At 66.8% G+C, this 26023-nt stretch carries 20 protein-coding genes; 11 read left to right on the top strand and 9 right to left on the bottom strand.

The window, feature by feature from the left end; genetic code table 11:
* Positions 1 to 22: 22 nt before the first annotated feature.
* A complete protein-coding gene (locus WT16_RS13280) occupies positions 23 to 1450 on the bottom strand; it encodes a TAXI family TRAP transporter solute-binding subunit (RefSeq protein WP_063533497.1) in 1428 nt (475 codons plus the stop codon).
* Positions 1451 to 1795: 345 nt separating this feature from the next.
* Between WT16_RS13280 and WT16_RS13270 the strand changes: the two genes are divergently transcribed.
* From WT16_RS13270 to WT16_RS13260, 3 genes are all read left to right on the top strand, one after another.
* Positions 1796 to 2164, top strand: a complete 369-nt coding sequence (locus WT16_RS13270; protein WP_009913409.1) for a BON domain-containing protein — start codon at positions 1796 to 1798, stop codon at positions 2162 to 2164.
* 119 nt (positions 2165 to 2283) lie between these two features.
* Entirely contained in the window at positions 2284 to 4383 is a 2100-nt protein-coding gene (locus WT16_RS13265; protein ID WP_063533495.1) for a D-(-)-3-hydroxybutyrate oligomer hydrolase, read from the top strand.
* A 602-nt stretch (positions 4384 to 4985) separates the two neighbouring features.
* On the top strand, positions 4986 to 6839 hold the full coding sequence (locus tag WT16_RS13260; RefSeq protein WP_063533494.1) for a peptidase S1: 1854 nt from the start codon (positions 4986 to 4988) through the stop codon (positions 6837 to 6839).
* A gap of 282 nt (positions 6840 to 7121) precedes the next feature.
* On the opposite strand, the gene WT16_RS13255 is transcribed toward WT16_RS13260, so the two are convergent.
* The 7 genes from WT16_RS13255 to WT16_RS13220 all read right to left on the bottom strand — a co-directional run bounded on the left by WT16_RS13255 (position 7122) and on the right by WT16_RS13220 (position 14275).
* On the bottom strand, positions 7122 to 7916 hold the full coding sequence (locus tag WT16_RS13255) for a sulfite exporter TauE/SafE family protein (RefSeq protein WP_009913406.1): 795 nt from the start codon (positions 7914 to 7916) through the stop codon (positions 7122 to 7124).
* A 141-nt stretch (positions 7917 to 8057) separates the two neighbouring features.
* Positions 8058 to 9500 (bottom strand): DHA2 family efflux MFS transporter permease subunit, encoded by a 1443-nt coding sequence (locus tag WT16_RS13250; protein WP_063533493.1) that lies wholly within the window; start codon positions 9498 to 9500, stop codon positions 8058 to 8060.
* 129 nt (positions 9501 to 9629) lie between these two features.
* The gene (locus WT16_RS13245) at positions 9630 to 10766 is read right to left on the bottom strand and encodes a glycerophosphodiester phosphodiesterase (RefSeq protein ID WP_063533492.1); all 1137 of its coding nucleotides are present in this window, start codon (positions 10764 to 10766) and stop codon (positions 9630 to 9632) included.
* A 172-nt stretch (positions 10767 to 10938) separates the two neighbouring features.
* Complete coding sequence (locus WT16_RS13240; RefSeq protein WP_063533491.1) at positions 10939 to 11556, bottom strand: LysE family translocator; 618 nt, start codon at positions 11554 to 11556, stop codon at positions 10939 to 10941.
* A 275-nt stretch (positions 11557 to 11831) separates the two neighbouring features.
* Entirely contained in the window at positions 11832 to 12359 is a 528-nt protein-coding gene (locus tag WT16_RS13230) for a GNAT family N-acetyltransferase (RefSeq protein WP_006025479.1), read from the bottom strand.
* Entirely contained in the window at positions 12356 to 12943 is a 588-nt protein-coding gene (locus WT16_RS13225; protein ID WP_059930856.1) for an XRE family transcriptional regulator, read from the bottom strand. Before WT16_RS13225 ends, WT16_RS13230 begins: the two co-directional genes overlap by 4 nt.
* A gap of 96 nt (positions 12944 to 13039) precedes the next feature.
* On the bottom strand, positions 13040 to 14275 hold the full coding sequence (locus WT16_RS13220) for an MBL fold metallo-hydrolase (protein WP_015600571.1): 1236 nt from the start codon (positions 14273 to 14275) through the stop codon (positions 13040 to 13042).
* A gap of 284 nt (positions 14276 to 14559) precedes the next feature.
* Between WT16_RS13220 and WT16_RS13215 the strand changes: the two genes are divergently transcribed.
* From WT16_RS13215 to WT16_RS13190, 6 genes are all read left to right on the top strand, one after another.
* Positions 14560 to 15006 (top strand): helix-turn-helix domain-containing protein, encoded by a 447-nt coding sequence (locus WT16_RS13215; RefSeq protein ID WP_063533490.1) that lies wholly within the window; start codon positions 14560 to 14562, stop codon positions 15004 to 15006.
* Between the two features lie 733 nt (positions 15007 to 15739).
* Entirely contained in the window at positions 15740 to 17338 is a 1599-nt protein-coding gene (locus WT16_RS13210) for a DUF2957 domain-containing protein (protein ID WP_009913401.1), read from the top strand.
* 58 nt (positions 17339 to 17396) lie between these two features.
* Entirely contained in the window at positions 17397 to 18650 is a 1254-nt protein-coding gene (locus WT16_RS13205) for a DUF2957 domain-containing protein (RefSeq protein WP_059930849.1), read from the top strand.
* Positions 18651 to 18729: 79 nt separating this feature from the next.
* Entirely contained in the window at positions 18730 to 19554 is an 825-nt protein-coding gene (locus tag WT16_RS13200) for an OmpW family outer membrane protein (RefSeq protein WP_006025485.1), read from the top strand.
* Between the two features lie 117 nt (positions 19555 to 19671).
* On the top strand, positions 19672 to 20187 hold the full coding sequence (locus tag WT16_RS13195; RefSeq protein ID WP_063533489.1) for a hypothetical protein: 516 nt from the start codon (positions 19672 to 19674) through the stop codon (positions 20185 to 20187).
* A gap of 471 nt (positions 20188 to 20658) precedes the next feature.
* Positions 20659 to 21687: a hypothetical protein gene (locus WT16_RS13190; RefSeq protein ID WP_063533488.1), complete on the top strand. Its 1029-nt coding sequence runs from the start codon at positions 20659 to 20661 to the stop codon at positions 21685 to 21687.
* 42 nt (positions 21688 to 21729) lie between these two features.
* On the opposite strand, the gene WT16_RS13185 is transcribed toward WT16_RS13190, so the two are convergent.
* Positions 21730 to 22737 carry an NAD(P)-dependent alcohol dehydrogenase gene (locus WT16_RS13185; protein ID WP_063533859.1) on the bottom strand — a complete coding sequence of 336 codons (1008 nt, stop codon included), beginning with the start codon at positions 22735 to 22737 and terminating at the stop codon, positions 21730 to 21732.
* Between the two features lie 171 nt (positions 22738 to 22908).
* Between WT16_RS13185 and WT16_RS13180 the strand changes: the two genes are divergently transcribed.
* Positions 22909 to 23334 (top strand): helix-turn-helix domain-containing protein, encoded by a 426-nt coding sequence (locus tag WT16_RS13180; protein WP_063533487.1) that lies wholly within the window; start codon positions 22909 to 22911, stop codon positions 23332 to 23334.
* An 830-nt stretch (positions 23335 to 24164) separates the two neighbouring features.
* Positions 24165 to 25805: a hypothetical protein gene (locus tag WT16_RS13175; RefSeq protein WP_156521435.1), complete on the top strand. Its 1641-nt coding sequence runs from the start codon at positions 24165 to 24167 to the stop codon at positions 25803 to 25805.
* The last annotated feature ends 218 nt before the right edge of the window (positions 25806 to 26023 follow it).

Here is a 26023-nt window from a genome sequence, read left to right as displayed (position 1 = left end):
GCCGTCGCGACGGATTTTCGGCTCAAGCGTCGCCCGATGGGCGCGTGCCGGCGGGCGGCGCGCCGGCGGCTTTCGGCGCGGCCGCGGCGGGCTGCGGCGTCTCGTGCTCGCGCGCGAGCAGCCGCTCGCGGACGAAGCCGATGTGCTCGCGCAGCACGTAGAACTGGCCGGCGTACGCAAGCGGCATCTTCATCCGGTTGACCGATTCCTCGACGTCGTCGAGCTTGTCGAGCAGCACGATGCGCTCTTGCGCGGTGTGCTCGCCGAGCGCGCTGCGCTCGAGCGCGATGAGCGCGCCGTACCACCGGTAGATCCGCGAGCGCACGCGCCAGCCGTACAGCGCCGGCACGAGCCGCAGCCCCGGAATCAGCACGACGATGAGCGGCACGACGATGAAGAGCAGCCGGTCGACGAGGCTCGCCACCCAGAACGGCAGCTTCCGGTACAGGAACGTCTTGCCCGACTTGTAGTAGCGCGCGGCGTCGTCGGACAACAGGAAGCTGCTGTGCGTGACGGGCGATGGAAATTCGCCCGCGCGCTGCAGGATCGTCGCGCGGCCGTGCACTTCGCGCGCGGCCTCGATGAGCAGGTCCGACAGCGCGGGATGCAGCGTGTCGCGCGCGATCAGCTCGACGGTCGGCGACAGCGTGTGGATGTCCGACGGCGGCAGGTTCGTGCCCGGATCGTAGACGCCCATCGGCAGCGTGATGTCGGTGAGGTACGGGAAGCGCCGCGTGTACGCCTCGGCCTGCGCAAACGAATAGAAATGCACGCCGGGCGTGCGGAACAGCTTCGCCATCACGGGAATCTGCGTCGAGTCGCCGGACAGGAACGCCGCGTCGATGCGGCCTTCCGTCAGCGCGCGCGCGGCGTCCTCGCCGGACAGCGGCAGCAGCGCGGTCGGGCCGCCCGGCGCGATGCCGTTCATCTTCAGGAGCGCGAGGCCGAGCTCGTGCGCGCCCGCGCCCTCGGCCCCGAGCGCGAGCCGCTTGCCCTTGAACTGCGACAGCCGCTCGATCACGGGCCCGCGATAGAGGATCGCGAGCGGCACGTAGCCGACGCTGCCGAGCGACACGAGATCCTCGTGCTTTTCCTTCTGCTCGATGCCGCTCTGCACGAAGCCGACGTCGACCTTGCGCGCCGGGTCCGACAGCCGCGCGAGATTCTCGGCCGAGCCCTCGGATTCGAGCACGTCGAGCATCACGCCGTTCTTCGCGAGGATCTGCTTGTAGCGCTGCGCCGCGCGCCAGTTCGTGCTGCCGGGCGGGCCCGCGGAGATCGTGAGCGACGTCGGCGGCGCGGGCTGGATCAGCGCGATCGCGAGCCAGATCGCGGCGATCGACAGCACGACGGTCGGCCCGATCGACATCGCGAGATCGCGCCACGACACCGCGACGAAGCGGGCGACGATGCGATGCGGCCGGTGGCGGCGGGTGGGTTCTGGCTTCATGAGGCTGACGGCGGGCGATCTGTTCGCGGCGATGGTACCCGAGTTCGGCGCCGCTGCGGCAGCGCCGCGCCGCAGCACGAGAACTTGGCGCGCATGCGCACTGTGGATTACATTGTGCAGGGCGCGCCGCGCGTTCGCGTTCAGCTATCGAACGCGGCCGCGCGGGCGCCCTTTTTGCGCGGCCACGCCCGGCGCGACGCGGCCCGGTTCCGGGCCGGCGCTTTTCCCGCAACATCTCGCGCAGCCGTCGTGCGGCGTCGCGCGACGCCGCATCGCGGTCCGTTCATGACCGAGCATCGCCTGCTGTCGCGGTTCCCGTCGAAACAACCAGAACCAGGAGAACGCATGAAACCGATCGTATCGAAGGCTGTCGCAGGCATGATCGTCGCGGCGCTCGCATGCGGCAACGCACTCGCTCAGGGGAGCGACGCCGCGCCCGAGGCGAGCGCGCCCGCCGCCGCGCAGAACGCGTCGAAGGCCGCCGCGAAGACCGCGCGCAAGTCGAACCGCAAGCTCGGCTACGCGGTGCGCAAGGCGATCTCGAAGGCGAACGGCGTGAATGTGTCGAACATCACGGTACGCACGAAAGGCGGAATCGTGACGCTCGAGGGCTCGGTGCCGGACGCGTCGCAGATCGACAAGGCGGTCGAGGCGGCGAAGGGCGTCGCGGGCGTCGTGTCGGTCGACAACAAGCTGTCCGTGCAGCCGCAGTGACGGCGAGGCGCGGGCGGCGCAGCGACGCCGCCCGCCGCGCGCGCCGGCCGTGCCTGGGCGCGGCGCGCGCCGCCCGGCGAGCGGGCGATTCGACCCAATCAGGCAGACTGGGGGCAACAATGACGACGATCAGGGGCGGATCGAGGCGCGCGCCGATGCTGGCGCTCGCGCTTCTCGGCGGCGTGCTGCTCGGCGCGTGCCACAGCGACGACAACGCGCAGGTGAACGCGCTGCCCGGCTTCGTTTCGGGCAGCGTGCGCAAGACGACCTACGACGGCGCGAGCGATGATCTGCTGACGGCGGGGCTCGGCAAGACGGGCCTCGGCAGCGATACGCGGCCGGGCTTCGCGAATCCGGCGCAACCGAGCGCGGCGGAACTGCGGCGCCTTGCGATCTACTCGAACTACCGGGCGCTCGTCGACATCACGCCGAACGGCGGCTACGGGCGCTTCTGGGGGCCGAACGTCGACCTCGCGGGCAACGACACGCTCGGCGAAGGCAAGATTCCCGGCACCGAATATCTCGCGTACTCCGACGACGGCAGCGGCCGCAAGAACGTCACGCTGCTCGTGCAGGTGCCGGCGAGCTTCGATCCGGCGAATCCGTGCATCGTGACGGCGACGGCGTCGGGCTCGCGCGGCGTCTACGGCGCGATCGCCGCGGCGGGCGAGTGGGGCCTGAAGCGGGGCTGCGCGGTTGCGTACAACGACAAGGGCGGCGGCAACGGCGCGCACGAGATCGGCACGGGGCTCGTCACGCTGATCGACGGCACGCTTGCGAACGCGTCGAGCGCGGGCAGCGCGAGCCTCTTCACCGCGAGCGAATCGAGCAGCACGCTCGCCGCGTTCAACAGCGCGTTTCCGAACCGCTACGCATACAAGCACGCGCATTCGCAGCAGAATCCCGAGCAGGACTGGGGGCGCGTGACGCTGCAGGCGGTCGAGTTCGCGTACTGGGCGCTGAACGAGCAGTTCGGCCCCGTCGTCGACATCACGCAGCACGGCATCCGCTATCGGCCGGGCGATATCACGACGATCGCCGCATCGGTCAGCAACGGCGGCGGGTCGGCGCTCGCGGCGGCCGAGCAGGACACGCGCGGCTGGATCACCGCGGTCGTCGTCGGCGAGCCGCAGATCAACGTGCGCCTTACGCCCGGCGTGACGGTCGAGCAGGGCGGCGCGAGAGTGCCGTCGTTCGGCCGGCCGCTTGCCGATTACGCGACGCTCGCGAACCTGCTGCAACCGTGCGCGGCGGCGGCCGTCGCCGCGACGGGCGCGCCTTACCTCAGCGCGCTGCCCGTCGGCGTCACGCAGGCGATCCGCACGCAGCGCTGCGCGACGCTCGCTGCGGCCGGGCTCGTGTCGGGCGCCGATACGGCGACCCAGGCGAGCGACGCGCTCGCGCAACTGCATGCGGCCGGCTACCTCGCGGACTCCGACCTGCTTCAGGCGCCGATGTGGGATTCGCAGGCGATTCCGGCGATCGCGGTTACGTATGCGAACGCTTACACGCGCTCGCGCGTCACCGATAACCTCTGCAACTTCAGCTTCGCGACGACGAACCCGGCGACGGGCGCCGTTGCCCCGCCCGTCGCGTCGCCGATGACGAGCCTGTTCGGCGCGGGCAACGGCGTGCCGCCGACGAACGGGATCAATCTCGTGTTCAACGGCGCGTCGGGCGGCGTCGACCACCGGCTCGCGACGCCGGACGCGAGCTTCGCGGGCGCGTTTTGCCTGCGCCAGCTATGGACCGCGAGCCAGCTCGGCATCGGCGCGAACGTCGATGCGGTGCGTGTGGCCGCGAATCTGCAGCACAAGCCGGCTATCATCGTGCATGGCCGCAGCGACGCGCTCGTGCCCGTCAATCACGCGTCGCGCGCGTATGTCGCGCAAAACAGCGCGACCGAGGGCAGCGCGAGCCAGCTTGCGTTCTACGAAGTGACGAACGGCCAGCACTTCGACGCGTTCCTGGCGGTGCCCGGCTTCGACACGCGCTTCGTGCCGGTTCACTATTACGACGAGCAGGCGCTCAACCTGATGTGGAATCACCTGAAGAACGGCACGCCGCTGCCACCGTCGCAGGTGATTCGCACGGTGCCGCGCGGCGGCGTGCCGGGCGCCGCGCCCGCGCTGTCGACGGCGAATCTGCCGCCGATCGTCCAGTCGCCGGGCGCGAACGCGATCATCGTGAACGCGGGCGTGATCGACGTGCCGCTCTGACGCGCCGCGCACACTCGCTGGCCGCGACGGCCGGCCTGCACGCACGTGCGGCCGGCCGTTTTTCATTGGCCGGCGAGCATCCGCCGCATCGGCGCGATTCGCCGGTTCCGCTGTAACAAATTCTTACTTTACGTTGCGGGCGGGCGCTTCTAATATGCGCCGGTATTTGATCGCATTTTTAAAAATTACAGGCGACTCATGCATTTCATTTTTATTAAATAATACTTTCGAAAACATTTTTTGGTCTTCGAAAAATCGAACTGAATTTCCGTTATTCGATTAATTGAAAATCGAAGGGGAGATTATTTTCCTGAAAACAATGTGCGCGGCCGCCCGCGCTGCGCGCAGGGGCGGGCTTGTCTACTCGGAACGCAGGGGGCGTCCCGCACGATCGGTATTGCGCTTGCCGATTTTATTCTGGAATTGATTCCAGTGCGTCGAGCCGGAAATACGGGCGGGTAAATAATTCCGTGCGCTGATGCCGCGCATGGAGAAAATGCTCGGGGTGCGCGTCGCATAACGGTCGCATTCCTGGCGAAGCGCGTCGATGAAATCATCCGTTTCAATCGGCGGAATTTATCGTTCTATTCGAGAGGGCAATAATGAAGATACAGAAGTCCTTGAAAGACGGTTTCGCGCTCGGATTGTTCAGGGCGGCACGGCCGGTCGCCGCTGCCGCGCTGGCCGCGCTGCTCGTCGCCGCATGCGGCGGCGATGACGGCGGCGGTGCCAGCCCGTCGCTCGCGGCCGCGAACGTCGCGAACACGAACACGTCGGCGAACGCGACGACGGCCGCCGACGCGACGACCAACGCCGCGCTGCCGCCGGATCAGCCGTATATCGACAACGACGTCTACGGCACCGGACCGAACGATTCAGTCACCGACGCGACGGAAGGCACGGCGGTCGTGCACCGGCAGGTGAAGATCGGCGACCAGATCCTCACCTACACGGCGACGGCCGGCCACCTCGTGACGATCGATCCGATCACGTCGAAGCCGAACGCGAAGATGTTCTACGTCGCGTACACGCTCGACAATCCGAATCCGGGCAAGCCGCGCCCCGTCACGTTCTTCTACAACGGCGGCCCGGGCTCGTCGTCGGTGTACCTGCTGCTCGGCTCGTTCGGGCCGAAGCGTCTGCAGTCGTCGTTCCCGAACTTCACGCCGCCCGCGCCGTACCGGTTGCGCGACAACCCCGAGAGCCTGCTCGACCGCTCGGACCTCGTGTTCATCAACCCGGTCGGCACCGGCTACTCGGCCGCGATCGCACCGGCGAAGAACAAGGACTTCTGGGGCGTCGACCAGGACGCGCACTCGATCGACCGCTTCATCCAGCGCTACCTGACGAAGTACGCGCGCTGGAACTCGCCGAAATTCCTGTTCGGCGAATCGTATGGCACGGCGCGCAGCGCGGTGACGTCGTGGGTGCTGCATGAGGACGGCATCGAGCTGAACGGGATCACGCTGCAGTCGTCGATCCTCGACTACTCGAACGCGGTGAGCGCGATCGGCATCTTCCCGACGCTCGCGGCCGATGCGTTCTACTGGAACAAGACGACCGTCAGCCCGAAACCGGCCGATCTGGACGCGTACATGGCGCAGGCGCGCAACTACGCGGACAACGTGCTCACGCCGCTCGCGCAGGCGCCGAATCCGCAGGACGGCGGCTTCGTCAACGTGCGGCTGAACCTGAACCTCGCGGCCGCGCAGCAGATGGGCGCGTACATCGGCACCGATCCGGTCTCGCTGATCCAGACGTTCGGCAATCCGGCCGCGCTCGGCAACGTGCCTTCGTCCGACGACAACCCGCCGTACACGTTCTTCCTGACGCTCGTGCCGGGCATCCAGATCGGCCAGTACGACGGACGCGCGAACTACACGGGCAAGGGCATCGCGCCGTACATCCTGCCGAACTCGGGCAGCAACGATCCGTCGATCAGCAACGTCGGCGGCGCGTACACGGTGCTGTGGAACGACTACATCAACAACGACCTGAAGTACGTGTCGACATCGTCGTTCGTCGATCTGAACGACCAGGTGTTCAACAACTGGGACTTCAGCCACACGGACCCGACGGGCGCGAACCGCGGCGGCGGCAACACGCTGTATACGGCGGGCGATCTCGCCGCGACGATGAGCCTGAACCCGGACCTGAAGGTGCTGTCGGCGAACGGCTATTTCGACGCGGTGACGCCGTTCCACCAGACCGAGCTCACGCTCGCGCAGATGCCGCTCGATCCGGCGATCAAGTCGGCGAACCTGACGATGAAATACTATCCGTCGGGTCACATGATCTATCTGAACGATCACTCGCGGATCGCGATGAAGGCGGATCTCGCGACGTTCTACGACGGCATCCTCACGGACCGCAAGGCGCTGCAACGCGTGCTGCTGCGTCAGCAGAAGGCGCTGCAGTTGAAGCAGCAGAAGCAACAGCAAGAGCAAGAGCAGTGATGCGAGGCTAGCCGTTTTCGGCCGCGCCGCCCGCCGCCCGCCCGCCGCCGTCACGCGGCAGCGAGCGGCAGCAAGCGGCGCGGTTCACACAAACGGCGGCTTCGCGGCGATCTTCGCCTCGCGCGCGCATGGCGCTCGCGAGGCGTTTTTTTGCGATGGTGCGGCGGTTCGCCGGCGGCGTCGAGCGGGGTGAACGACGCGAAGGGGCGAAGGGGCGAAGGACGGCGGCGAGGCGTGCACGCGCCGCACGCCGGCGAACGCTGCTTGGCGCGCCGCCGTGCGTCAGGACAGCACGAGCTTCGCGCCGACTGCGACGAGTGTCGTCGCGAGAAGCCGGCGCAGCAGCCCTTCGGGCGCGCGCGCCGACAGATGGCTGCCGACGACGATGCCGGGCACCGATCCGATCAGCAGCGAAACCAGCATCGACCAGTCGACCGAGCCGAGCATCCAGTGCCCGACGCCCGCGACGAGCGTGAGCGGGACCGCGTGCGCGATGTCGGAGCCGACGATGCGCGTCGTCGACAGCGCCGGGTACAACAGCAGCAGGACCGTCACGCCGATCGCGCCCGCGCCGACCGAGGTCAGCGACACGAGCACGCCGAGCACGGCGCCCGTGAGCACGGTCGCGGCGAGCGTGCGCGCCGGGCTGGGCGGCAGCGCGCGCGTGCGCTTCGCGGCGAACGCGGCGAGCTGCGGGCGGAACAGCAGCGACAGCGACGTGAGCAGCAGCGCGGCGCCGAGCACGAACTGGATCATCCGGCTGGTTTCCTGCGAGTGCATGCCGTGCGAATGCAGGAACCATAGCGTGATCGCGGCGGCGGGCACGCTGCCCGCCGCGAGGCGCCCGGTGATCCGCCATTCGACCGTGCCCTTGAGCCCGTGCACGAAGGTGCCCGTCGCCTTCGTGATCGCCGCGTAGAGCAGGTCCGTGCCGACCGCCGTCGCCGGGTGGACGTTGAACAGCAGCACGAGGATCGGCGTCATCAGCGAGCCGCCGCCGACGCCCGTCAAGCCGACGAGAAAACCGACGAAGAGGCCGGACAGGGAGTACAGCAGATCGATATGGGGCAACGACATCGGCGGAGAACGTTAGGCGTTTGAAAGCGACGGCGCGAAGTGAATCTGCCATTGTCGCAAAACTCGCGGATCGATGCGGGAAAGTGCAAAAAGATCGGGGCGAGCGCCGCGGATGCGGCGGGCGGCGGCGCTTTTCCCCGTTTAGTGAACAGCGCCTTGCAGTTCGGCCGCGGCATCCGACTGCGCGCGGATGCGCAGCGCGAACGCGAAGCTGGCGGCCAGCGCGGCGAACGCCGCGCCGCATGCGAACGCGGCGTGATAGCCGCCGTTGAGCGCGACGGGCAGCGCCGCGTGCGCGGCGACGAGCGCGTCGGTGCGCGCGGACGCGACGCTCGCGAGCACCGCGAGGCCGAGCGCGCCGCCCATCATGAACGACGTGTTGACGATGCCCGACGCGAGCCCCGAATCGCTCGGCGCGACGTCGCTCATCGCGGCGAGCAGCACCGGATTGAACGCGACGCCCGCGCCGACGCCGACGAGCATCATGCCCGGCAGCACGTGCGCGGCGAAGCCGCCGTCGGCGGGCGCGCGCGCGAAGAGGGCCAGGCCGACGGCCGCGACGACGAGGCCGGCGCCGATCGCGCGGCGGATGCCGAAGCGCATCACGATCTTCGCGGACAGGCCGAGCGAGAACGCGGCCATGATCAGGTTCGTGGGCAGAAACGCGAGGCCGACCTGGAGCGGGCCGTAGCCGAGCACGCGCTGCATGTAGAGCGCGGAGAGGAAGAACCATGCGAACATCGCGGCCGCCCACAGCACGCCGATCGTGTTCGCAACCGCGACGTTGCGCTGCGTGGCGAGCGCGAGCGGCATCAGCGGATGCGCGACGCGCGTCTCGATCGCGATGAACGCGGCGAGCAGCGCGGCCGCGCCCGCGAGCGTCGCGACCGTCTGCGTCGACAGCCAGCCGGCTTCATTGCCGTTGACGATGCCGTAGACGGCGAGCATCAGCGAAGCGGTCACGACGATCGCGCCCGCGACGTCGAGCCGCGCGTCGGCCGCCTGCGCGCGCACCTTCGGCAGCAGCGCGGCGGACAGCGCATAGGCGGCGACGCCGATCGGCAGATTGACGAGGAAGATCCAGTGCCAACTGAGCATGCTCGTGAGGACGCCGCCGAGCAGCACGCCGAGGCTGCCGCCGCCCGCGCAGACGAAGCTGTAGACGCCCATCGCCTTCGCGCGTTCGCCCGGCTCGGTGAAGAGATTCATGATGAGCGACAGCGCGACGGCCGACACGACCGCGCCGCCGAGCCCCTGCACCGCGCGCGCGGCGATCAGCACGAACTGCGTCTGCGCGAGCCCGCAGGCGAGCGACGCGAGCGTGAAGAGCGTGAGACCGGCGAGGAACATCCGGCGCTGGCCGTACAGGTCGCCGAGCCGGCCGCCCAGCAGCAGGCAGCCGCCGAACGTCAGCATGTAGGCGTTCACGATCCAGACGAGCGCGGTTTCGGTGAAGTGCAGATCCGCGCCGATCGACGGCAGCGCGACGTTGACGATCGTCGAGTCGAGCACGATCATCAGCACGCCGAGACAGAGAACGACAAGCGCATACCAGCGCTTCGGGCCGTACAGGCCGTGGGTCATCGGGAATGCCTCCGAAGGGTGGGAGGCTGCATTGTAAGCGTGTTGTGAGCCGTCTTCCTGCCGGTTGCTGACAGGCGCCTCGTTCGTGCGCGGGCCGCGGCGGCGCGCGGCCCGCAAGCGGCGCGGCGCTTACCGCCGGAACGTGTCGACGGCGGTGCGGCCGACCGCGGGATCGTCGGTGAAGAAGCCGTCGATGCCCGCGCGCAGATACGCCTGGATCTCGCGCACCGATCCCGCCGTGTTGCGCGCGCCCGGCGCGCCGCCGTCCTTCAGCGACGCTGGCAGGAAGTTGTTCTCCGGCCGGAACGTATACGGATGCACGACGAGCCCCGCCTCGTGCGCGAAGCGCACGTAATGCGTCGGCTGCTGCAGCGCGCCGTCCGGGCTGGCCGGGATGATCGACGTCTTGTACGGCCCGACGCCGTTCGCATACGTCGCGATCTCGCGCATCCCGCTTTGCGTCGACAGGTCGCCGTAGGTGCGCGCGTCGCCCGCTTTCACGAAGTCGTACGGCCGCTGCTTCGGCTCGTCCATCAGTTGCACGAGCTTCCAGTTCGGCTGGCTCGCGCCGATTCGCGCACGAATCGCCTTCAGGTTCGCGACTTCGAACGACTGGATGTAGACAGTCGCGTCGCGCGCGGTGTACGGGTTCTTGCGCAGCGCGTCGACGAGGCGGTCCTCGAGCGGCAGGCCGATCGACTGGAAGTAGGTCGGGTGCTTCGTCTCCGGATAGAGGTGGATCGTGCGGCCGACCTGCGCGGACATCTGCTTCGCGAGCGCGACGATCTCGTCGAACGTCGGGATCTCGAACTGATCGTCGTACGCGGTGTTCGCCGGGCGGATCTGCGGGATGCGCTCTCGCGCGCGCAGCGTCTTCAGCTCGGCGAGCGTGAAGTCCTCGGTGAACCAGCCGGTGAGCTGCGCGCCGTCGATCGTCTTCGTCGTCTTGCGGCTCGCGAACTGCGGCAGCGCCGACACGTTCGTCGTGCCCGAGATCTCGTTCTCGTGGCGCGCGACGAGCACGCCGTCGCGCGTTGCGACGAGGTCCGGCTCGATCACGTCCGCGCCGTCCTCGATTGCCTTGCGGTAGGACGCGAGCGTATGCTCGGGGCGCAGCGCGCTCGCGCCGCGATGGCCGACCACCTGCACCTTCGCGGAGATCGGCTGCGTGTAGTCGGGGTCGTCGCCGCCGCAGGCAGCGAGCGCGAGCGCAGCCGCGCACGCGAGCGCGACCGGGGAGAAAGCGAACGAGCGCTTGAAGAACATGTCGTCGATCCTGTGAAACGAAAACGAGCCAGGGAAAAAGGGGGGCGTCGGCGCGGACGGAATGCGATCGTCGCAGTGGATGATTACATATGTATTACTTGTTGCTGTCTATTTTTGTACGCCGCGCTGACGGCGTCGTGTCGGGTGCCGCAAGCCCGTCGCCGGCCGTGCGTCAGCGCTCGACGATCGCGACGATACCGAGCGCGATGAAGAGCGCGCCCGCGAGATAGCGCCCGACCGTCATCGCCGCGCCGCCCGGCGCCGCGCGCTTGCACAGCGGATGCGCGAGCGCGATGCAGGTCAGATCGGCGAGCGAGAACAGCAGGTTCGCGCCCGCGCCGAGCAGGAAGAGCTGCCAGCCGACGTCGAGCGAAGCGGACGGGTCGACGAACTGCAACAGGAACGACAGATAGAACAGCGCCGATTTCGGATTCGACGCCTCGATGAGCGCGCTCGACGAGATCACGTTCTTCGGCGCTGCGGACGGCGCGCCGTCGTCGCCGGCGGCGCGCGTGCGGATGCGCTGGATGCCGAGCCAGATCAGATAGCCGCCGCCCGCGATGCGCAGCGCGTGATAGAGCCACGGCGACGTGTCGAGCACGACGACCGCGCCGATCGCGACCGCGCAAATCTGCAAGAGCGCGCCGAGATGGATGCCGAGCGCCGAGAGCACGCCCGCGCGACGGCCGTGCTGCAACGTCAGCGAGACGGTTTGCAGCAGCGCCGGGCCCGGAATGAAGCCGAAGCCGACGCACGTCGCGATGAAGGCGAGAGTGGGGTTGACCGTCATGGGGAATCGCTCGTCGAGTAAACGCGGGGCCGGCCGTCGCCGATGCGCGCCGGGCCGAAGCGGCCGACGCGCGTTCCGGCGGCGCGCGGACGTTTGCGGAAACGGACAGGCGTCACGCGGCATGCATGGCGCGCGGCGCAATCCGCAGACGAAACGGCCGTCCGGATGAGCTTAAAGCACGGCCGCGGTGTCGGGCAATCGAAAGATGGCGGCGGGGGCGCGTGCGGCGCGAAGAAGCGCGCACAAGAAGGCACGAAGAAGGCGCGAGCCGTCGCTCAGATCTTCTTGTAGAAGAACGTCGTCGCACACGGCGCGCCGTCAGGCATCAGCGCGTAATCCGGCACGACGCCGACGCGCTGCCATCCCGCGCGTTCGTAGAGCCGCTCGGCGTCGCCGCCCGTCACGGTGTCGAGCACGAGGACGGTCTTGCCGGCCGCGCGCGCGGCGTCGTCGAGCGCGGCAAGCAGCCGCTGCGCGACGCCGCGCCGCCGCGCGTCGCGATGCACGAGCATCTTCGCGACGTCGGCGCGATGCGGCTGGTTTTCGGGCAGGCGCGTGATCATCTGGACGGTGCCGACGATGCGGCCGTCGGCGTGTTCGGCGACGAACAGCGTGCGCTCGCCGCGCGCGACGCCATTGGCGACGTCGCGCCAGAACGCGCGCGCCTTGTCTCGCGCGAGCGGCGCCATGAAGCTCACCGACGCGCCGCCGTCGACACAATCGATCAGCACGTCGGACAGCGCGTCGACGCATGCGGCCGCTTCGTTCGGGCCGATGCATCGCACGTCGATTGCATCGCTCAATCGATTCTCCCGGTACGGACGGCGTTTGCCGCGGCGAGCGCGACGATGTAGCGCGCGGCCTTGCGGCCCGGATTGAAAAAGATGGCCGGGCGATCGAGACGCATCGCGAGACAGTCGCCGGCCGCGACATGCCACGTCTCGTCGCCGCTCGCGATGTCCATCTCGCCCTCGAGCATCCAGATCTGCTGATGGAAGTCGGCGTTGCGCTCGCCGCTGTCGTACGCGACGCGCTCGCCCGGCGGAAACCTCACTTCGACGAGTTGCAGCGGCGAGGGCGCCGCGGGCGACAGGCTGCGACGCACGTAGCCCGACGCCGGATCTTTCCAGACCGGCTGCTCGGCCGCGCGACTGAGCGGCGACGCGGCGTGCGCGGCGCGATCGTCCTCGAACAGCGACGCGAGCGACACGCCGAGCGCGTTCGCGAGCCGCTCGAGCACGACGGCCGTCGGGCTGCTCTGCGCGCGTTCGATGAGCGAGATGTTCGAGCGGCTCACCTTGCTGCGCTCGGCGAGCGCGTCGAGCGAGTAGCCGCGAAGATCCCGAAGGGCGCGCACACGGCGCGCGATCAGTTGGTTGACGTCCATGCGCTCCAGTATATTGGAATAAAATCCAGAATACTAGAATATGGTCGGGAAGACGAACGCGAGGCCTGTGCGGTGGTTCGATGCGCTGACGCTGGCTTACTTCGCGTCCTCGATGCGAATCGTTCCCTTCAGATGCTGGAACTCGCCGTTGCGGTGCGCGATGTTCGTGTAGACGACGCCGTTCTCGAAATCTTCGACGTGCACGACGTTGTCGCCGCTCTTCGGCTCGTGCCAATGGACCATGAACACTTGCGGTCGGATCTGCGTCGCCTCGTATTCGACTGTGTCGGTTGCGCCCTGGTACTGGCCGGACGTGCCGACGAACGTCATCGTGTGGTCGTCCTTGAAGTCGAGGCGAAAGCCGATGTCGCCGAACTGCACGAGCGCCTTCTTGCCCGCGGCGGGGAACGCGGACGCCGCGCCGACGCCGACGGGCCACTGCATCTCGCCCTTGATGACCTTCGCGCTCATTTCGAGCGACGCCACGTCGGCGAGATTCGGATAGCGCGCCTTCATCGCGGCAATCAGTTCTCCGGAATTTTTTGCCTTCGCGGCTTCTGTTTCGAATGCGGCCAGGTAGTCGCGCGTGAACTTCACGGACGCGAGCGTGTACGGCTCGCTGCCGTCCGGATTCGCGAGGTAGTGGCCGGGCACGACGCGCAACGGACGCAGCGCCGCGATCCGGTCGAGCGTTCTGATCCAGTTGCGGCGCGACTCCGGCGTCTGCGTATCGGCAATCCACACATGGATGTTCGCCGCGACTGGGATGCCGCCGACGACCGCATGCGCGGACGGGATCGACACGAAGGTGCGGTCGGGCGACGGACCGCCGAGGCCGACGACGCGCAGTTCGTGGCCGTCGAGCGTGAGCCTGTCGCCGCCAAGCGGCTGCGGCACGACGAGCGCGCGCGGCGCGTTGTCCTTCAGGATCGGCCCCCAGTACGCGAGCTTGTCGTCCTTGGTCGCCTTGATCGCGGCGACCGTCTGCGGCGTCGCGACGATCTTCGCGTCCGGGAACGCGGCCTTGATCGTGTCGAGGCCGAAGTAGTAGTCCGGATCGCTGTGGCTGACATAGACGAGCTTGAGCGGCTTGCCGGTCGCCTTGATCCTGTTGACGAGCGCTTCGGCGTCGTTGCGCTGGAACTGTGCGTCGATGAGGATCGTGCCGGTCCTGCCCGTGACGATCTCGGACGAGACGGGAAAGAGGCTCTTTTCGCCGGGGTTGTAGACGTCGATCTGAAGCGGCGCGCCGGTGCCGGCCGCGTGCGCGGGGATCGCGCCGAGCATCGGGGCGGCTGCGGCGGCGAGCGCCACGAGAGAGCGTAAGAACATGAAGGATTCCCTGAGAAGTCTTGGTGTCGTATGGGCGACGCAAGCAGGCGATGCAGCGGCGTCGAGGCAGGCCGGTGTCGTCGGAACGGTTTCTGGGCGCTCACCTCGCTGTAAGAAAGTTAGTAAAACGAATCGATGGATCGACGCGAAACCGATGATGTCGTCGATCACCGCGAAAGCCTTGCAGCGTGCGTCGATATGCGTTGCGGCGCGGAAACGGGCCGTCGTGCAAACGGTGCTAGTATCTACGCCGCGGGTAGTTACCGGAAGAAACTATAGACTGGATGGCAACGATGCGAAAGAACGCACCCGATGGTGAGCAGATTACCGAGAGGAAACCCTCGCTGCTCGACGCGCTGAGCAAGGGCAACGTGTACGCGTCGGAATGCCCGACGCGGCTCGTGCTCGATCGCATTGCGGATAAATGGACCGTCCTGATTCTCGCACTGCTGTCGCACGAGCCGCTGCGCTTCAACACGCTGCTGCGGCATATCGAAGGCCTGTCGCAGAAGGTGCTGTCGCAAACGCTCAAGCGGCTCGAGCGAGATGGGCTCGTCACGCGCACCGTATACGCGACGGTGCCGGTGTCTGTCGAATATGCGTTGACGCCGCTCGGCCACACGCTCGCGCGCTCGATCTCGCCGATCATCGTGTGGGCGGAAACGCACATCGACGCCGTGCTCGATGCGCGCACGGCCTACGACGCTCAGCAGGATCACGCGAGCGCCTGAGCGATCGCAGGCGTTCGGCGCATCGGCATCAGCGTTGCGGAAAATCGAGAAAAATAAATATCGCGGCGATGTGATTTTCATTTCCGCCGGACGCTTTTCAAACGAATCGAATCATCGCCATTGTTTCCTCTGTCGTGCGAAACGAGAGAAAAGTGCGGAAAGGGTTGCCTTGGTGCGCTGCGTCATTCATCATGCTGACGAGAAAGCGATGCGAAAGCTGTTCGATCGGAATTTGACATGATCTGGTACGATGTTTGAAAAAACGTTGAGAGCATTGAACGGTCGAGGTTTGTCGTGGCCCGAATGTTTGGAACCATGTGTCGGTTTACATGGCCGATTCATCGGATCATAGTCATGGCAAATAAAGCAGCACGATAACTACGAGCGTACTTACGGAGACTGAGGATGATACGCACATACGAGGGGGCGGCGGAGCCGCTGTATTTTCAAATTCCCGTTCGGGAAGTCGTCGCACGCATTGCTTTCCTGCGCAATCGCATCGCCAATTAGCCGTCGATTTTCATTCAATTTTCCGCTTGAGGGCGCCGCATTGCCATGCCGCGCCGCGAATCGGCGCGCGCATTGAATTCCGCGTGCCGGATCAGCACTGTTCGCGCTTGCGACCAGGCGTCGCGAATTGCCGCGTCGCCGACGGCGACACCGAAATACCAACCAGCCGGCGGGTGATCACGCTACGCCGGACGAGACCGGATTCGATCAAAAAGGAGGGGTGATGCTTTGCATTCCTAATCTTCGCGCAGCCGTGCTGTCCTGTGTGGTTGCCGCGATGCCGTTCGTCGCCGGCTGCGGCGGCGGGGACGATCCCGGCCCGATTCAAGTCGGGCAGTGCTCGGGAGGCTCGTGTCCGCCGAGCGGGCCGAGCACGACGCCGCCGACGGTGACGAAGCTGTGTCCCGACGCGCTTGATTACTCGACGACGTACACGGGCGGCTCGGGTAGCGGCGAATACGTGAAGGTCAAGTTCGATACGGCGAAGAAGACTTACCAGATGCAGTTCGTCGCATCGTCGGTGCCGACGTCGGCGGGGCAGATCAACAACACGCGCGCCGGCCTCGCGATCAGCGGCACGTTCCACAACGCGACCGGGCTGCCGACCGCCGAGCAGAATCGCTGTGCGTTCGTGCTCGACAACGGCGCGACGAGCGATGGCGCGTACTCGGTGACGATCAACCGCGCCGATCCGCCGATGCTGTTCGTCGGCATGGGCGTCGTGGGCGGCGGGATTCCGGGCGCGACGGTCGCGTTCCCGGGCCTCGAACTGTTCCCGGGGTTCACGATCGGCGCGGTGCCGTCGCGCACGTTCGATTTCTATCCGTTCATCGGCTTTACGGACACCGAAACGGACTTCACGAAAGTGGCGGGCGTGTACAACGAAGTCGGCGTGCATCTTCAGCCGACGGGCACGTCGTTCCAGACAGTGGCGCCGCAAGGCTGGCAGCCGGACGTCGTGAACTGGACGCAGACGCTCAACGCGGACGGCTCGTGTACGATCACGCCGGGCAGCGACTATTCGTGCCGCACGACGGGCACCCCGTGGACGCTGCGCAAGAACGCGGACGGCACGTCCGACAACGTGTTCGTGAGCCATCCGCAGCCGAACCAGCCGTATCCGTCCGCCGGGCAAGGGCAACCGCTCGTGATCGTGACGCCGAGCCAGGCGCAGGGCGTGATGATCGTCGGCAGGCTCAATGGCCAGCTCGTGCCCGTCGTCATTCGCGTCGGCTACGCGAACGTCGACTCGGGCAATCCGCTCGGATCGGTCGCGGACGCGGAGATCGGCATCTCGGTGCTCGCGCCCGCCACGCCGGTCGCGGCGAATTCGCTGCAAGGCGGCTACATCGGCGCGACGAGCGCGGTCGCGTGCGGCGTCGTGAGCTTCGGCGGCACCTCGACAGCCCCCGCCAACAGCGGTTCCGCGTTCGACAACACGGTGCCTCATCCCGAATTGCCCGGCACGTATCGAGACGGCTTCTTCTATCCGTCCGCCGGCAATTGCACGGATGGCTCGGCCGTGTCGACGCTCGCGGCGAACTATACGTCGACGCTGTTCCAGGGCGCGACCGCCGCGTTCCTGGACCCGATGACGTCGTCGGTGAGCGCGCAGTTCTCGGTGGACTACACACAGACGACGCCCGGCAAGATCAAGGTGACGGCGACGCGCGACTTCGACGCGCAAGGCAGCGCGGGCACGGTCGCGATCTTCAGGAAGGGAGATTACGGCTGGCTCATCAAGGTCGGCAACGTCTACGGGATGGTCGTCAACAACAGCCAGTACAACCCGTTCTTCACGGTCGGCGCTTTCGTTCAGTAACGCATGACTTCGCGGCGGCCGGCGCGCCGCCGCGGACTTCAAAATATCGAGGATTCCTATGTATTGGAGAAAATCGCTGGCTGCCGCCGTATTGGCTTCCGTCCTGAGCGCCTGCGGCGGCGGTGACGATCCGCCGCCCGCGCCCGTCGTCCGGCTGTGCCCGAAGACGATCGACTACAACACCGTGTTTACGGGCGGCTCCGGCTCGGGCGAGCTGGTTCGCGTGCAGCTCGACACGACGAAGATGACGTTCCAGATCACGTATCTCGCGTCGCCGGTGCCGGCGACGACGGGCACCGTGCAGCCGACCCGAGATACGCCGCCGAACAACATCGTGACGGGAACGCTGACGGACGAGACGGGCCTGCCGACCGAGAAGCTCAACCAGTGCACGTTCCGGCTGAACAACGCGAGCCTCGATCCGAACCGCCCGGCGCGCGTGTTCCTCGGCGAGGGCGTGCTGGGCGGCGCGATTCCCGGCGCGACGATTCAATTCGGCGGCGTGATCGGCGTCGGGCAGATTCCGAAGACGACGTTCCCGTACTATCCGTTCATCAGCTTCTCCGATCAGGAGACCGATCTTTCGAAGATCGCGGGCAACTACAACCAGCTCGGCTATCACCAGGTGCCGTCGCAGAACTTCGCGCAGGCGGCCGTCGACGCGAAGGTCACGATCAATGCGGACGGCACGTACGTCGAGACCGACAACTTCGGCAAGAAGAACGGCGGCCAGCCGCTCGCGTCGAGCGCGATCGTCAATCAGAAGCTGACGCTGCGCGCCGACGCGCCCGTGTTCCAGTCGCTCAACTATCAGCCGCAGATTCCGCCGACGCTCGCTTCGCTCGATCCTTCGAAGGCGGGCAAGGGCATCCTGATCGTCGGCAAGCTGCGCGATCAACTGGTGCCGGTCTTCATTCGCACCGGCGCGGCGAATGGTGATCTGACGCAAGGCGCGCCCGTCGCGGACGACGAATCGGGGATCTCGATTCTGAGCCCGCAGAAGACGCTCGCATTGGGCTCGCAAGACGGCGAGTACACGGGCGTCGACAGCCTGCTCGATTACCGCGCCACCGCGCTCGTCGGCGCGCAGGCGACGCTGCTCGATCCGTTCCATGCGTCGCAGGTCGCGCTCACGCGCTCGCTCAATCTCGACTACACGCAGGCCGTGCCGGGCGTCGTGACGACAGTCCAGACCAGTGCGGCGTCGGGGCCGCCCACCGGCAAGTTCGTCTTCACGGGCGGCGTATTCGGCTTTCTCGACATGAGCGATGTCAACAACCCGTACTTTACGGTGGGCGCGTTCGTGCAATAAGCCTAGCGCAAGACAGGAGACACACGGCGATGCGCGGCCCGCGGGCGCGCATCGCGCGATCGAAGTATCAGGAGACCTTATGAAGAAGCTGATTGCCGCGTGCGTCGTTGCCGGTGCATCGACGGGCGCTTTCGCACAGCAGGCGGGCGACTTGGTCGCGACGCTCGGCTGGCTCCACGTGATGCCGCAGGATTCGACCAACGGCCTCACCACCAACGTCGTGAACTCGCCGATCAACGGGCCGCTGCGGCTGCCCGGCTCGTTCACGTCGCCGGGCACGAGTCTCACGGTCAACAATGCGGACACGGTGGGCCTCACGTTCACGTATTTCTTCACCGATCACATCGCGGTGACGTCCGTGCTCGGGATTCCGCCGGAATTCGCGTTGACGGGGCACGGCGTGATCAGGCCGCCCGGTCCGTCGGGCTCGCTCGGCAACGTCGATCTCGGCAATCCGGCGAATCAGCCCGCCGTGAAGAATGCGCGGCAATGGAGCCCGACGGTCATCCTGAACTACTACTTCAATTCGCCGACCGCGAAGTTCCGGCCGTTCGTCGGCATCGGCGTCGCGTATAGCTGGTTCTCGAACATCGAGCTCAACGGAAATTTTGCCAAGGACATCAACGACAACCTCGGCAGCGTGCTCGCCGCGGGCGCCGGCAAGCCGGGGCCGACGTCGGTCGAGGGGAAGGCCTCGTCGTCGTTCACGCCGGTCTACAACATCGGCGCGAGCTACGCGTTCGCGAAAAGCTGGGCGCTGACGGCGACGCTGTCGTACATGCCGCTCAAGACGTACTCGTCGCTCGTCATCAAGGCCGCCGACGGCACGACGCTCGCAACGACGCGCACGAAACTGAAGGCCGATCCGCTCATCACGTTCGTGGGGATTTCCTACAAGTTCTGAGCCGCGGGCGCGCGGCGCCGGCGCCCGGGCTTCCTTGTGACCGAGCGGACCGAGGTTCGTCAGCCGCAACGTCACGCCACTGGCGGCAAGCCGCCATTCGTCAAGTGAGGCAGACCCATGCGTAACCGTAAATTTGTTCCGTTCGTTGTCGCGCTGGCATTCGCAGCGGCCGCAGCTACGCCCGCACTCGCCGTCACCGTGTCCCGCGCCGACGGGCAGCCGATGAACCCGAACGGCGAGCCGTTCTCGGCGACGTCGGCGCCCTACGAAACACTGCTGTCGAAGGGATCGATCAGCGCGAACTGTGTCGCGACGTTCAACGGCACAATCACGCCCGCAGGCATCGTCAACATCACGTCGACGACGTTTACCGGCACCAACAGCCTGTGCAGCCTCATCAAGGGCAGCGCAAGCGGCCTGAATCCGTGGACGGGCCAGGCCGACAGCGCAACACAACTGACGATCAACAACGTGCAGGTCAACGTGTCGATGCTCGGCCAGTGCGGCCCGAGCAAGGTCGTGACGGCGTGGAGTGATACGAACTCGTCGCTCACCTTCAGCAATGCGGCGCTGGCGCCGGACTGCAAGGTCACGGGGACGGTCGTGACGTCGCCGAAGTTCCACGTCCAGTAATTCGTCACGGTTTCGGCGCAGGGCGGCTCGTCGATCATGAGCCGCCCGCGTGCATCGCGCGAATGCGGCTGCCAGGAGCCGCCGCGTTCGCAAGACGACGAGTGACGGGAAAGTCGCCTGACGCGAGGGCAGCCGCACATGCCGTTGTGCCGGCATGTGCGGCCTGGCGAGCATCGCGATCGCGCTGGAGGGGCAAGCGCGTCGCGCATGCGTGCACGGGGCGCACGCTGGTATGCGAGACGAGCATGAAGGCGAGGGGACCGTCGTGCCGATGCTTCGGAGCCCGATCGAGTGCAAGGCGGGCGCGAGTCGGCCGTTGTCGAAAAGAATGGGGCGACGCGTTCGAGCATCGACACGCCGCGCAGGACCGAGCCTTCGACGCATGGGCGAGGGCGGCGCGCGCGACGTGCAGCGACAGTTGCCGTCGCCCGAGTGCGGACACGATCCGCATCGCTATTTCTCGGATGACCCATGCCTGACAGTCATAATCATCGCGTCGACGCCGAAGGCCCGTCGCTCGGCAGCTTGCGCACGGCAGCATGGCTTCGGCATCTCCTCGATCATGCGGAGCGTTTCGCATCCGCTGCGGCGGCAAGCCGCGAAGCGCGCGTCGCGACTGCCGCGTGCAACACGCTCGCGAGAGCGGACGCGCATGCGCGGCGCGGGCCGACGGCCGACGCCGATCTCCTGAACGAACTGCTCGCGGCGCTGCGGGGCGACGGCACATCCGCCGACACGGCGCTCGCCGCCGAATATGGCGCATTGGCGCGCACGCCGACGAAACGGCTGCTTGCGGCCGTCGACCGCTACCTGCCGGGTTCGAAGGCCGTGTTCGACGGCGCGTATGGCGTCGCCGACGCACTCGGCTACGACGATCCCGAAGTCGGCTGGGCCGCGCTCGATTCGATCGAGCTTGGCATCGGGCGCGCGTTCGCGGCGGATGGCGAAGCCGCGGACGATGCGATGCGCGGCATCGTCAGCTTCGACGGGCCGGCGGCGGGGCGGGTGATCGACCGGGCGATCGCACGCATGTGGGGCGCGCACGAGAGGCGTGTCGACGCGTTGGCCGCGTTGGCCGCGTTTTCGGCGACGCTCGCGACGAATGCGACGAATGCGACGGTCACCGTCGATGCATACGGCGGCGAGCACAACGGCGTCGCCGCCGCGATTCTTCGCGAGCGCCGGGACCTTGCGTCGACGGAAGGGCTGCTCGCCGCGCTTGCCGTTTGCCGGCTCGAGCGTCTGACGGGCGCGGGCAGCTTCTGGGCGTATTACCTGCTCGCGGGCGTGATGATCGCGGCGCCGCAGGCCGTTGCCTCGATCGCCGCGCGGTTTCATCGCGACGCGCTGAGCGCCTGGCTCGACATGCTGCTCGCGTCGCCCGCGCGCAGCGGGATCGGCGAGGCGGGCGAGGCCGCGCTGGCGCGCTTGGCCGCGTCGATGAGCTTCACGTCGCAGCACAATCCGATCGTTCACACGAGGCGCAGATCGATGCGCTGAACGGCGCGAGCCGCGCGCGCGGCGCGGCTCGCGCCGTTTTGCTCAGATCGACAGGCAGATCTTGCCGAAGTGCTTGCCGGCGGCCTGGTGGCTGAAGGCGTCGGCGATGTCGTCGAGCGCGTACGCGCGATCGATGACCGGCTTGATGCCGGTCGCGTCGATTGCGCGCACCATGTCGATCTGATGCCGGCGGCTGCCGACGATCAGGCCTTGCAGGTTCTGCTGGCGGGCCATCAGCGCGACGGTCGGCACGGGGCCGGCAATGCCGGTCAGCACGCCGATCAGCGCGATATGGCCGCCGATCCGGCATGCCTGGATCGATTGCGGGAGCGTGTCGGGGCCGCCCACTTCGATCACGTGGTCGACGCCGCGCCCGCTCGTTTGTTCGAGCACCTTCGCCGCCCAGTTTGCGTCGCGACGATAGTTGACGACGTGATCCGCGCCGAGCGCACGCGCCCGCTCCAGCTTCTCGTCCGACGACGACGTGGCGATCACGGTCGCGCCCATGCGTTTCGCGAACTGCAGCGCGAAGATCGACACGCCGCCCGTGCCGAGCACGAGCACGCTGTCTCCCGCCTTCAAGCCTCCGTCGACGACGAGTGCGCGCCAGGCGGTGAGGCCCGCTGTCGTCAGCGTCGCGGCTTCTTCGTGCGTGTAGCCATTCGGCGCGTGCGTGAACCAGTGCGCGGGGCGCACGACCGCTTCGCGCGCGTAGCCGTCGACGCCATCGCCCGGCACCGTCGTGAAGTCCGCGGTGGTCGGCCCGCCGTCGAGCCATTGCGGGAAGAAGGTCGACACGACCGCATCGCCGGGCGCGAACTCCGTGACGCCTTCGCCGATCGCTTCGACGACGCCCGCGCCGTCCGACATCGGGATGCGTTTGTCGGCAGTGCTCAGCCTGCCCGTGACGACGCCGAGGTCGTGATAGTTGAGCGAGCTCGCGTGAATGCGAACGCGGATTTCTCCCGAGGCGGGCGCGCCCGGATCGGCGAGCGTCACGCGTTCGAGATGCTCGAGGCCGGCGGGCTGGCGCAACATGATGGCTTTCATCGATTCGACTCCTGTGAGTGGCGAGCGCATCGCGCGGTGTGCGAACGATGCGCCCGGAACGGCCGGGTGGGGGCGGCCGGCGGCGGATGAGCAAATTGTCCGCATGTACTTCTTTCGATGCAAGAACGTACAATTAAAGCCGGTACTATCAATTTTGTAGGTATATGCGCGATGCGACCGAAGCGTTTCGACAGCAAGAGCGGGTGTTCCGTCGAGGTGACCCTTTCCGTCATCGGTGGATTGTGGAAGCCCGTGATCCTGTTTCATCTCTTGAAGGAGAAGAAGCGCTTCATGGAGCTCACGCGGCTGATGCCGAACACGACGCAGCGAATGCTGACGCTGCAATTGCGTGAGCTCGAGGCGGACGGGATCGTCGTGCGCCACGTCTACCCGCAGGTGCCGCCGAAGGTCGAATACGAACTGACGCCGTTCGGCAAGACGCTCGCGCCCGTGCTGATCAGCTTGCGCGAATGGGGCGATGCGTATCGGACGCATCAGTTGGCCGCGGGTTCGACCGAGTCGGCGCGCGCCGCGGCGACCTGCGACGCACCGGCTCGGCCACGCAAACGCACGGCCGGCGCGATGAAGGCCGCGTAGCGCGCCGATGACCGCGGATCGGCCAGGCGCGCCTTCGCCTGATTTTTCAGGCCCGGATGCGGGATCGACGTCCACGACAAGTACGTCGCGGGCGCTCCTCTGGACGCCGGTCGAGATCTTCGGCGCGGGCTTTTCCCTTCTCGTCTTTGGAAGCGTGGATCGCCGTGCCAGATACCGACGAAGATGTCCGCTTCATGAACAGCCACGAGTTCATTCGATCTTTTTTGCGCGAACGCGCATGATCCAAAAAAATTTTCGGATCGACATTTCCTATTCATTTAAAACGGAATTTTGTGAAATTTTGGAAGGAATGTGTGCACGGGATATGAGGATTTGTATTTCTATATGAAAGGTAATGGCCGATGCTGTCCCGCTGCGGAGCGCGTACGGGATGGGCGTTCAAGTCTGATGAACGCTGACCGGTCCCCTTGGAGGAGGGTTATGGAAGTGCGTTGACTCGCGCGACGTATCGGCCGCTCTTCAGCGATCGTCGTGCTGAGGGGGCAGACAGGTTTGATGTGAGATATCGAAAAAATTTTTATTGAATTTTCATTGGATTTTTATGGAATTTATGCTCGCGTATTTCAACGGGATATTTGAACATCGAGTGTAACGGAATGGAATGCGATGTTACGTTACGGCCTGCGTAACGGCGGCATCGGATCAGGTCAACTATTCTGTTTGTGCGATGTATCGAGCAATTAAATTCGTCCTGGTATTGTTTTCCTGATGGAAATAGTGCGCGATCGATCCGGCGCACATGCTGGCATGCTCCGTGCGACGACCTCGGCGCCGTAACGACGGCGGTACCCATCCACACGAGGTCACATATGAAACAAAACTTCAGGTTGACGAGCATTGCACTGTCCGCTGCGGTCGCATTTGGGGGCGCGGCTGCGACGCCGGCTGTCGCAGGCGGGTTGGACACGCTTCCGATTTCCGCTTCGGTGGCCGACCTTGGCGGTGCCGGTTGGGGCGGCGCGACGTTGGCGCTTGCCGGCGGAGCGCAACATGGATCGATCCATGCGAGCGCGCTTGGTTCGGCCGATGCCTCGATCAGCAACGGCGCACTCGACAACCTTACTGGCGCGCTCGCGAACGCGGCGAGCCACAATCCGATTCAGGGGGTGGCGAGCGGCGCGGTCGGCACGCTGACGAATCTGGCGAGCAACAACCCGCTGCCGGGTGCGCTGAACAACGCGGTGAGCACGCTGCAAAACGCGGCGGCGAACAATCCGCTGTCTGGTGTCGCGAACACCGTGGTCGGCACGCTGACGAATCTCGCGAACAGCAACCCGGTGCCGGGTGCATTGAACAACGCGGTGAGCACGCTGCAAAACGCGGCGGCGAACAATCCGCTGTCCGGCGTCGCGAACACCGCGGTCGGCACGCTGACGAATCTCGCGAACAGCAACCCGCTGCCGGGTGCGCTGAACAACGCGGTGAGCACGCTGCAAAACGCGGCGGCGAACAATCCGCTGTCGGGCGTCGCGAACACCGCGGTCGGCACGCTGACGAATTTGGCGAGCAACAACTCGCTGCCGGGTGCGCTGAACAACGCGGTGAGCACGCTGCAAGGCGCGGTAGCGAACAACCCGCTGTCCGGCGTCGCGAACACCGTGGTCGGCACGCTGACGAATCTCGCGAACAGCAACCCGCTGCCGGGCGCGCTGAGCAACGCGACTGGCGCATTGGCCGGCGCGGCCAGCAATGGCTCGGGCGCACTGGCGGGGGCCGCGAGCAACGTGGCTGGCGCGATCTCGGGGGCGGTGAGCAGCAATCCGCTGCCGGGCGTCGTGAACAACGTGGTCGGCACGCTCGCGAACGCGATCGGCGGCAATCCGATCACGCCGATCACGAGCGTCGTGAGCGGCCTGACGAGCGCACTTCCCGTCGCGAACCCGACGGCCACGTTGACGGGAGCGGTGAGCAACGTCGCGGGCACGCTCACGAGGGCTGCGAACGGTAATCCGGTCACGGGCGCGGTCGGCGGCCTCGTGAGCGCGCTGCCCGTCGCCAATCCGGCCGGCGCCCTGACGAGCACGGCGAACAACGCGGCAGGCGCGATTGCAACGGTCGCGGGCAGCAACCCGGCTGCCGCGATTGGCGGCGCTGTCGGCGGCGTCGCGGGCGCGTTGACGGGCGCGGCCGGCACCGGCGTCGCGACGGGCTCGCAACTTGGAAGCGTCGGCTCCGCGCTGATGGGCTCGGGCGCGGCCTCGGCAGGCAAGGTCCTGACGTCGGGCAGCAATGCGTTCGGCAGCACGGCCGCGTTGACCGGCTCGCTGTTGTCGACGGGCGCCGCCGCCGCGAGCACGGTCGTCAACTCGGTGGGCTCGTCGGTCGGCACGGTGGTGGCGTCGCTGCCGAACCTGAGCGTGTCGTCGTCGAAGTCGACGGCTGCGGCGTCGAATCCGCTTGCGCCGGTTTCCTCGGCGATCGCGACGCTCGCCGGCGCGCTGCCGAAGTAATGGCGCGCGGCGCGCCCCGGCCCGGTAGTGGGGCGCGCTCATCGTGGCCGGCCGGAAGACGAAGCAGGGCGGCATGGCGGCGACGCCATGCCGCCTTGTCGTTGTGCGCCCAGCATGGGCGCACTCCTGCGGGTGCAAGTCCCGCCATAAGCTGGTCACGGCGAATGAAGTGAAGCGCAACTGCATGAGGGCGACCAAGTGTGGGGAGGAAGCGTGGA

The sequence above is a fragment of the Burkholderia sp. MSMB1589WGS genome (assembly GCF_001636105.1).
GTDB lineage: Bacteria > Pseudomonadota > Gammaproteobacteria > Burkholderiales > Burkholderiaceae > Burkholderia > Burkholderia humptydooensis.
This window is presented reverse-complemented; position numbering and strand designations above follow the sequence as displayed.

Bases quoted from the DNA above. Each gene is read 5' to 3' on its own strand.
- WT16_RS13180 (WP_063533487.1), top strand. From the start codon at position 22,909: ATGCGACCGAAGCGTTTCGACAGCAAGAGCGGGTGTTCCGTCGAGGTG.
- WT16_RS13215 (WP_063533490.1), top strand. From the start codon at position 14,560: ATGGCAACGATGCGAAAGAACGCACCCGATGGTGAGCAGATTACCGAG.
- WT16_RS13205 (WP_059930849.1), top strand. From the start codon at position 17,397: ATGTATTGGAGAAAATCGCTGGCTGCCGCCGTATTGGCTTCCGTCCTG.
- WT16_RS13265 (WP_063533495.1), top strand. From the start codon at position 2,284: ATGACGACGATCAGGGGCGGATCGAGGCGCGCGCCGATGCTGGCGCTC.
- WT16_RS13225 (WP_059930856.1), bottom strand. From the start codon at position 12,943: ATGGACGTCAACCAACTGATCGCGCGCCGTGTGCGCGCCCTTCGGGAT.
- WT16_RS13220 (WP_015600571.1), bottom strand. From the start codon at position 14,275: ATGTTCTTACGCTCTCTCGTGGCGCTCGCCGCCGCAGCCGCCCCGATG.
- WT16_RS13175 (WP_156521435.1), top strand. From the start codon at position 24,165: ATGAAACAAAACTTCAGGTTGACGAGCATTGCACTGTCCGCTGCGGTC.
- WT16_RS13195 (WP_063533489.1), top strand. From the start codon at position 19,672: ATGCGTAACCGTAAATTTGTTCCGTTCGTTGTCGCGCTGGCATTCGCA.
- WT16_RS13210 (WP_009913401.1), top strand. From the start codon at position 15,740: ATGCTTTGCATTCCTAATCTTCGCGCAGCCGTGCTGTCCTGTGTGGTT.
- WT16_RS13245 (WP_063533492.1), bottom strand. From the start codon at position 10,766: ATGTTCTTCAAGCGCTCGTTCGCTTTCTCCCCGGTCGCGCTCGCGTGC.
- WT16_RS13255 (WP_009913406.1), bottom strand. From the start codon at position 7,916: ATGTCGTTGCCCCATATCGATCTGCTGTACTCCCTGTCCGGCCTCTTC.
- WT16_RS13260 (WP_063533494.1), top strand. From the start codon at position 4,986: ATGAAGATACAGAAGTCCTTGAAAGACGGTTTCGCGCTCGGATTGTTC.
- WT16_RS13185 (WP_063533859.1), bottom strand. From the start codon at position 22,737: ATGAAAGCCATCATGTTGCGCCAGCCCGCCGGCCTCGAGCATCTCGAA.
- WT16_RS13280 (WP_063533497.1), bottom strand. From the start codon at position 1,450: ATGAAGCCAGAACCCACCCGCCGCCACCGGCCGCATCGCATCGTCGCC.
- WT16_RS13200 (WP_006025485.1), top strand. From the start codon at position 18,730: ATGAAGAAGCTGATTGCCGCGTGCGTCGTTGCCGGTGCATCGACGGGC.
- WT16_RS13240 (WP_063533491.1), bottom strand. From the start codon at position 11,556: ATGACGGTCAACCCCACTCTCGCCTTCATCGCGACGTGCGTCGGCTTC.
- WT16_RS13190 (WP_063533488.1), top strand. From the start codon at position 20,659: ATGCCTGACAGTCATAATCATCGCGTCGACGCCGAAGGCCCGTCGCTC.
- WT16_RS13250 (WP_063533493.1), bottom strand. From the start codon at position 9,500: ATGACCCACGGCCTGTACGGCCCGAAGCGCTGGTATGCGCTTGTCGTT.
- WT16_RS13270 (WP_009913409.1), top strand. From the start codon at position 1,796: ATGAAACCGATCGTATCGAAGGCTGTCGCAGGCATGATCGTCGCGGCG.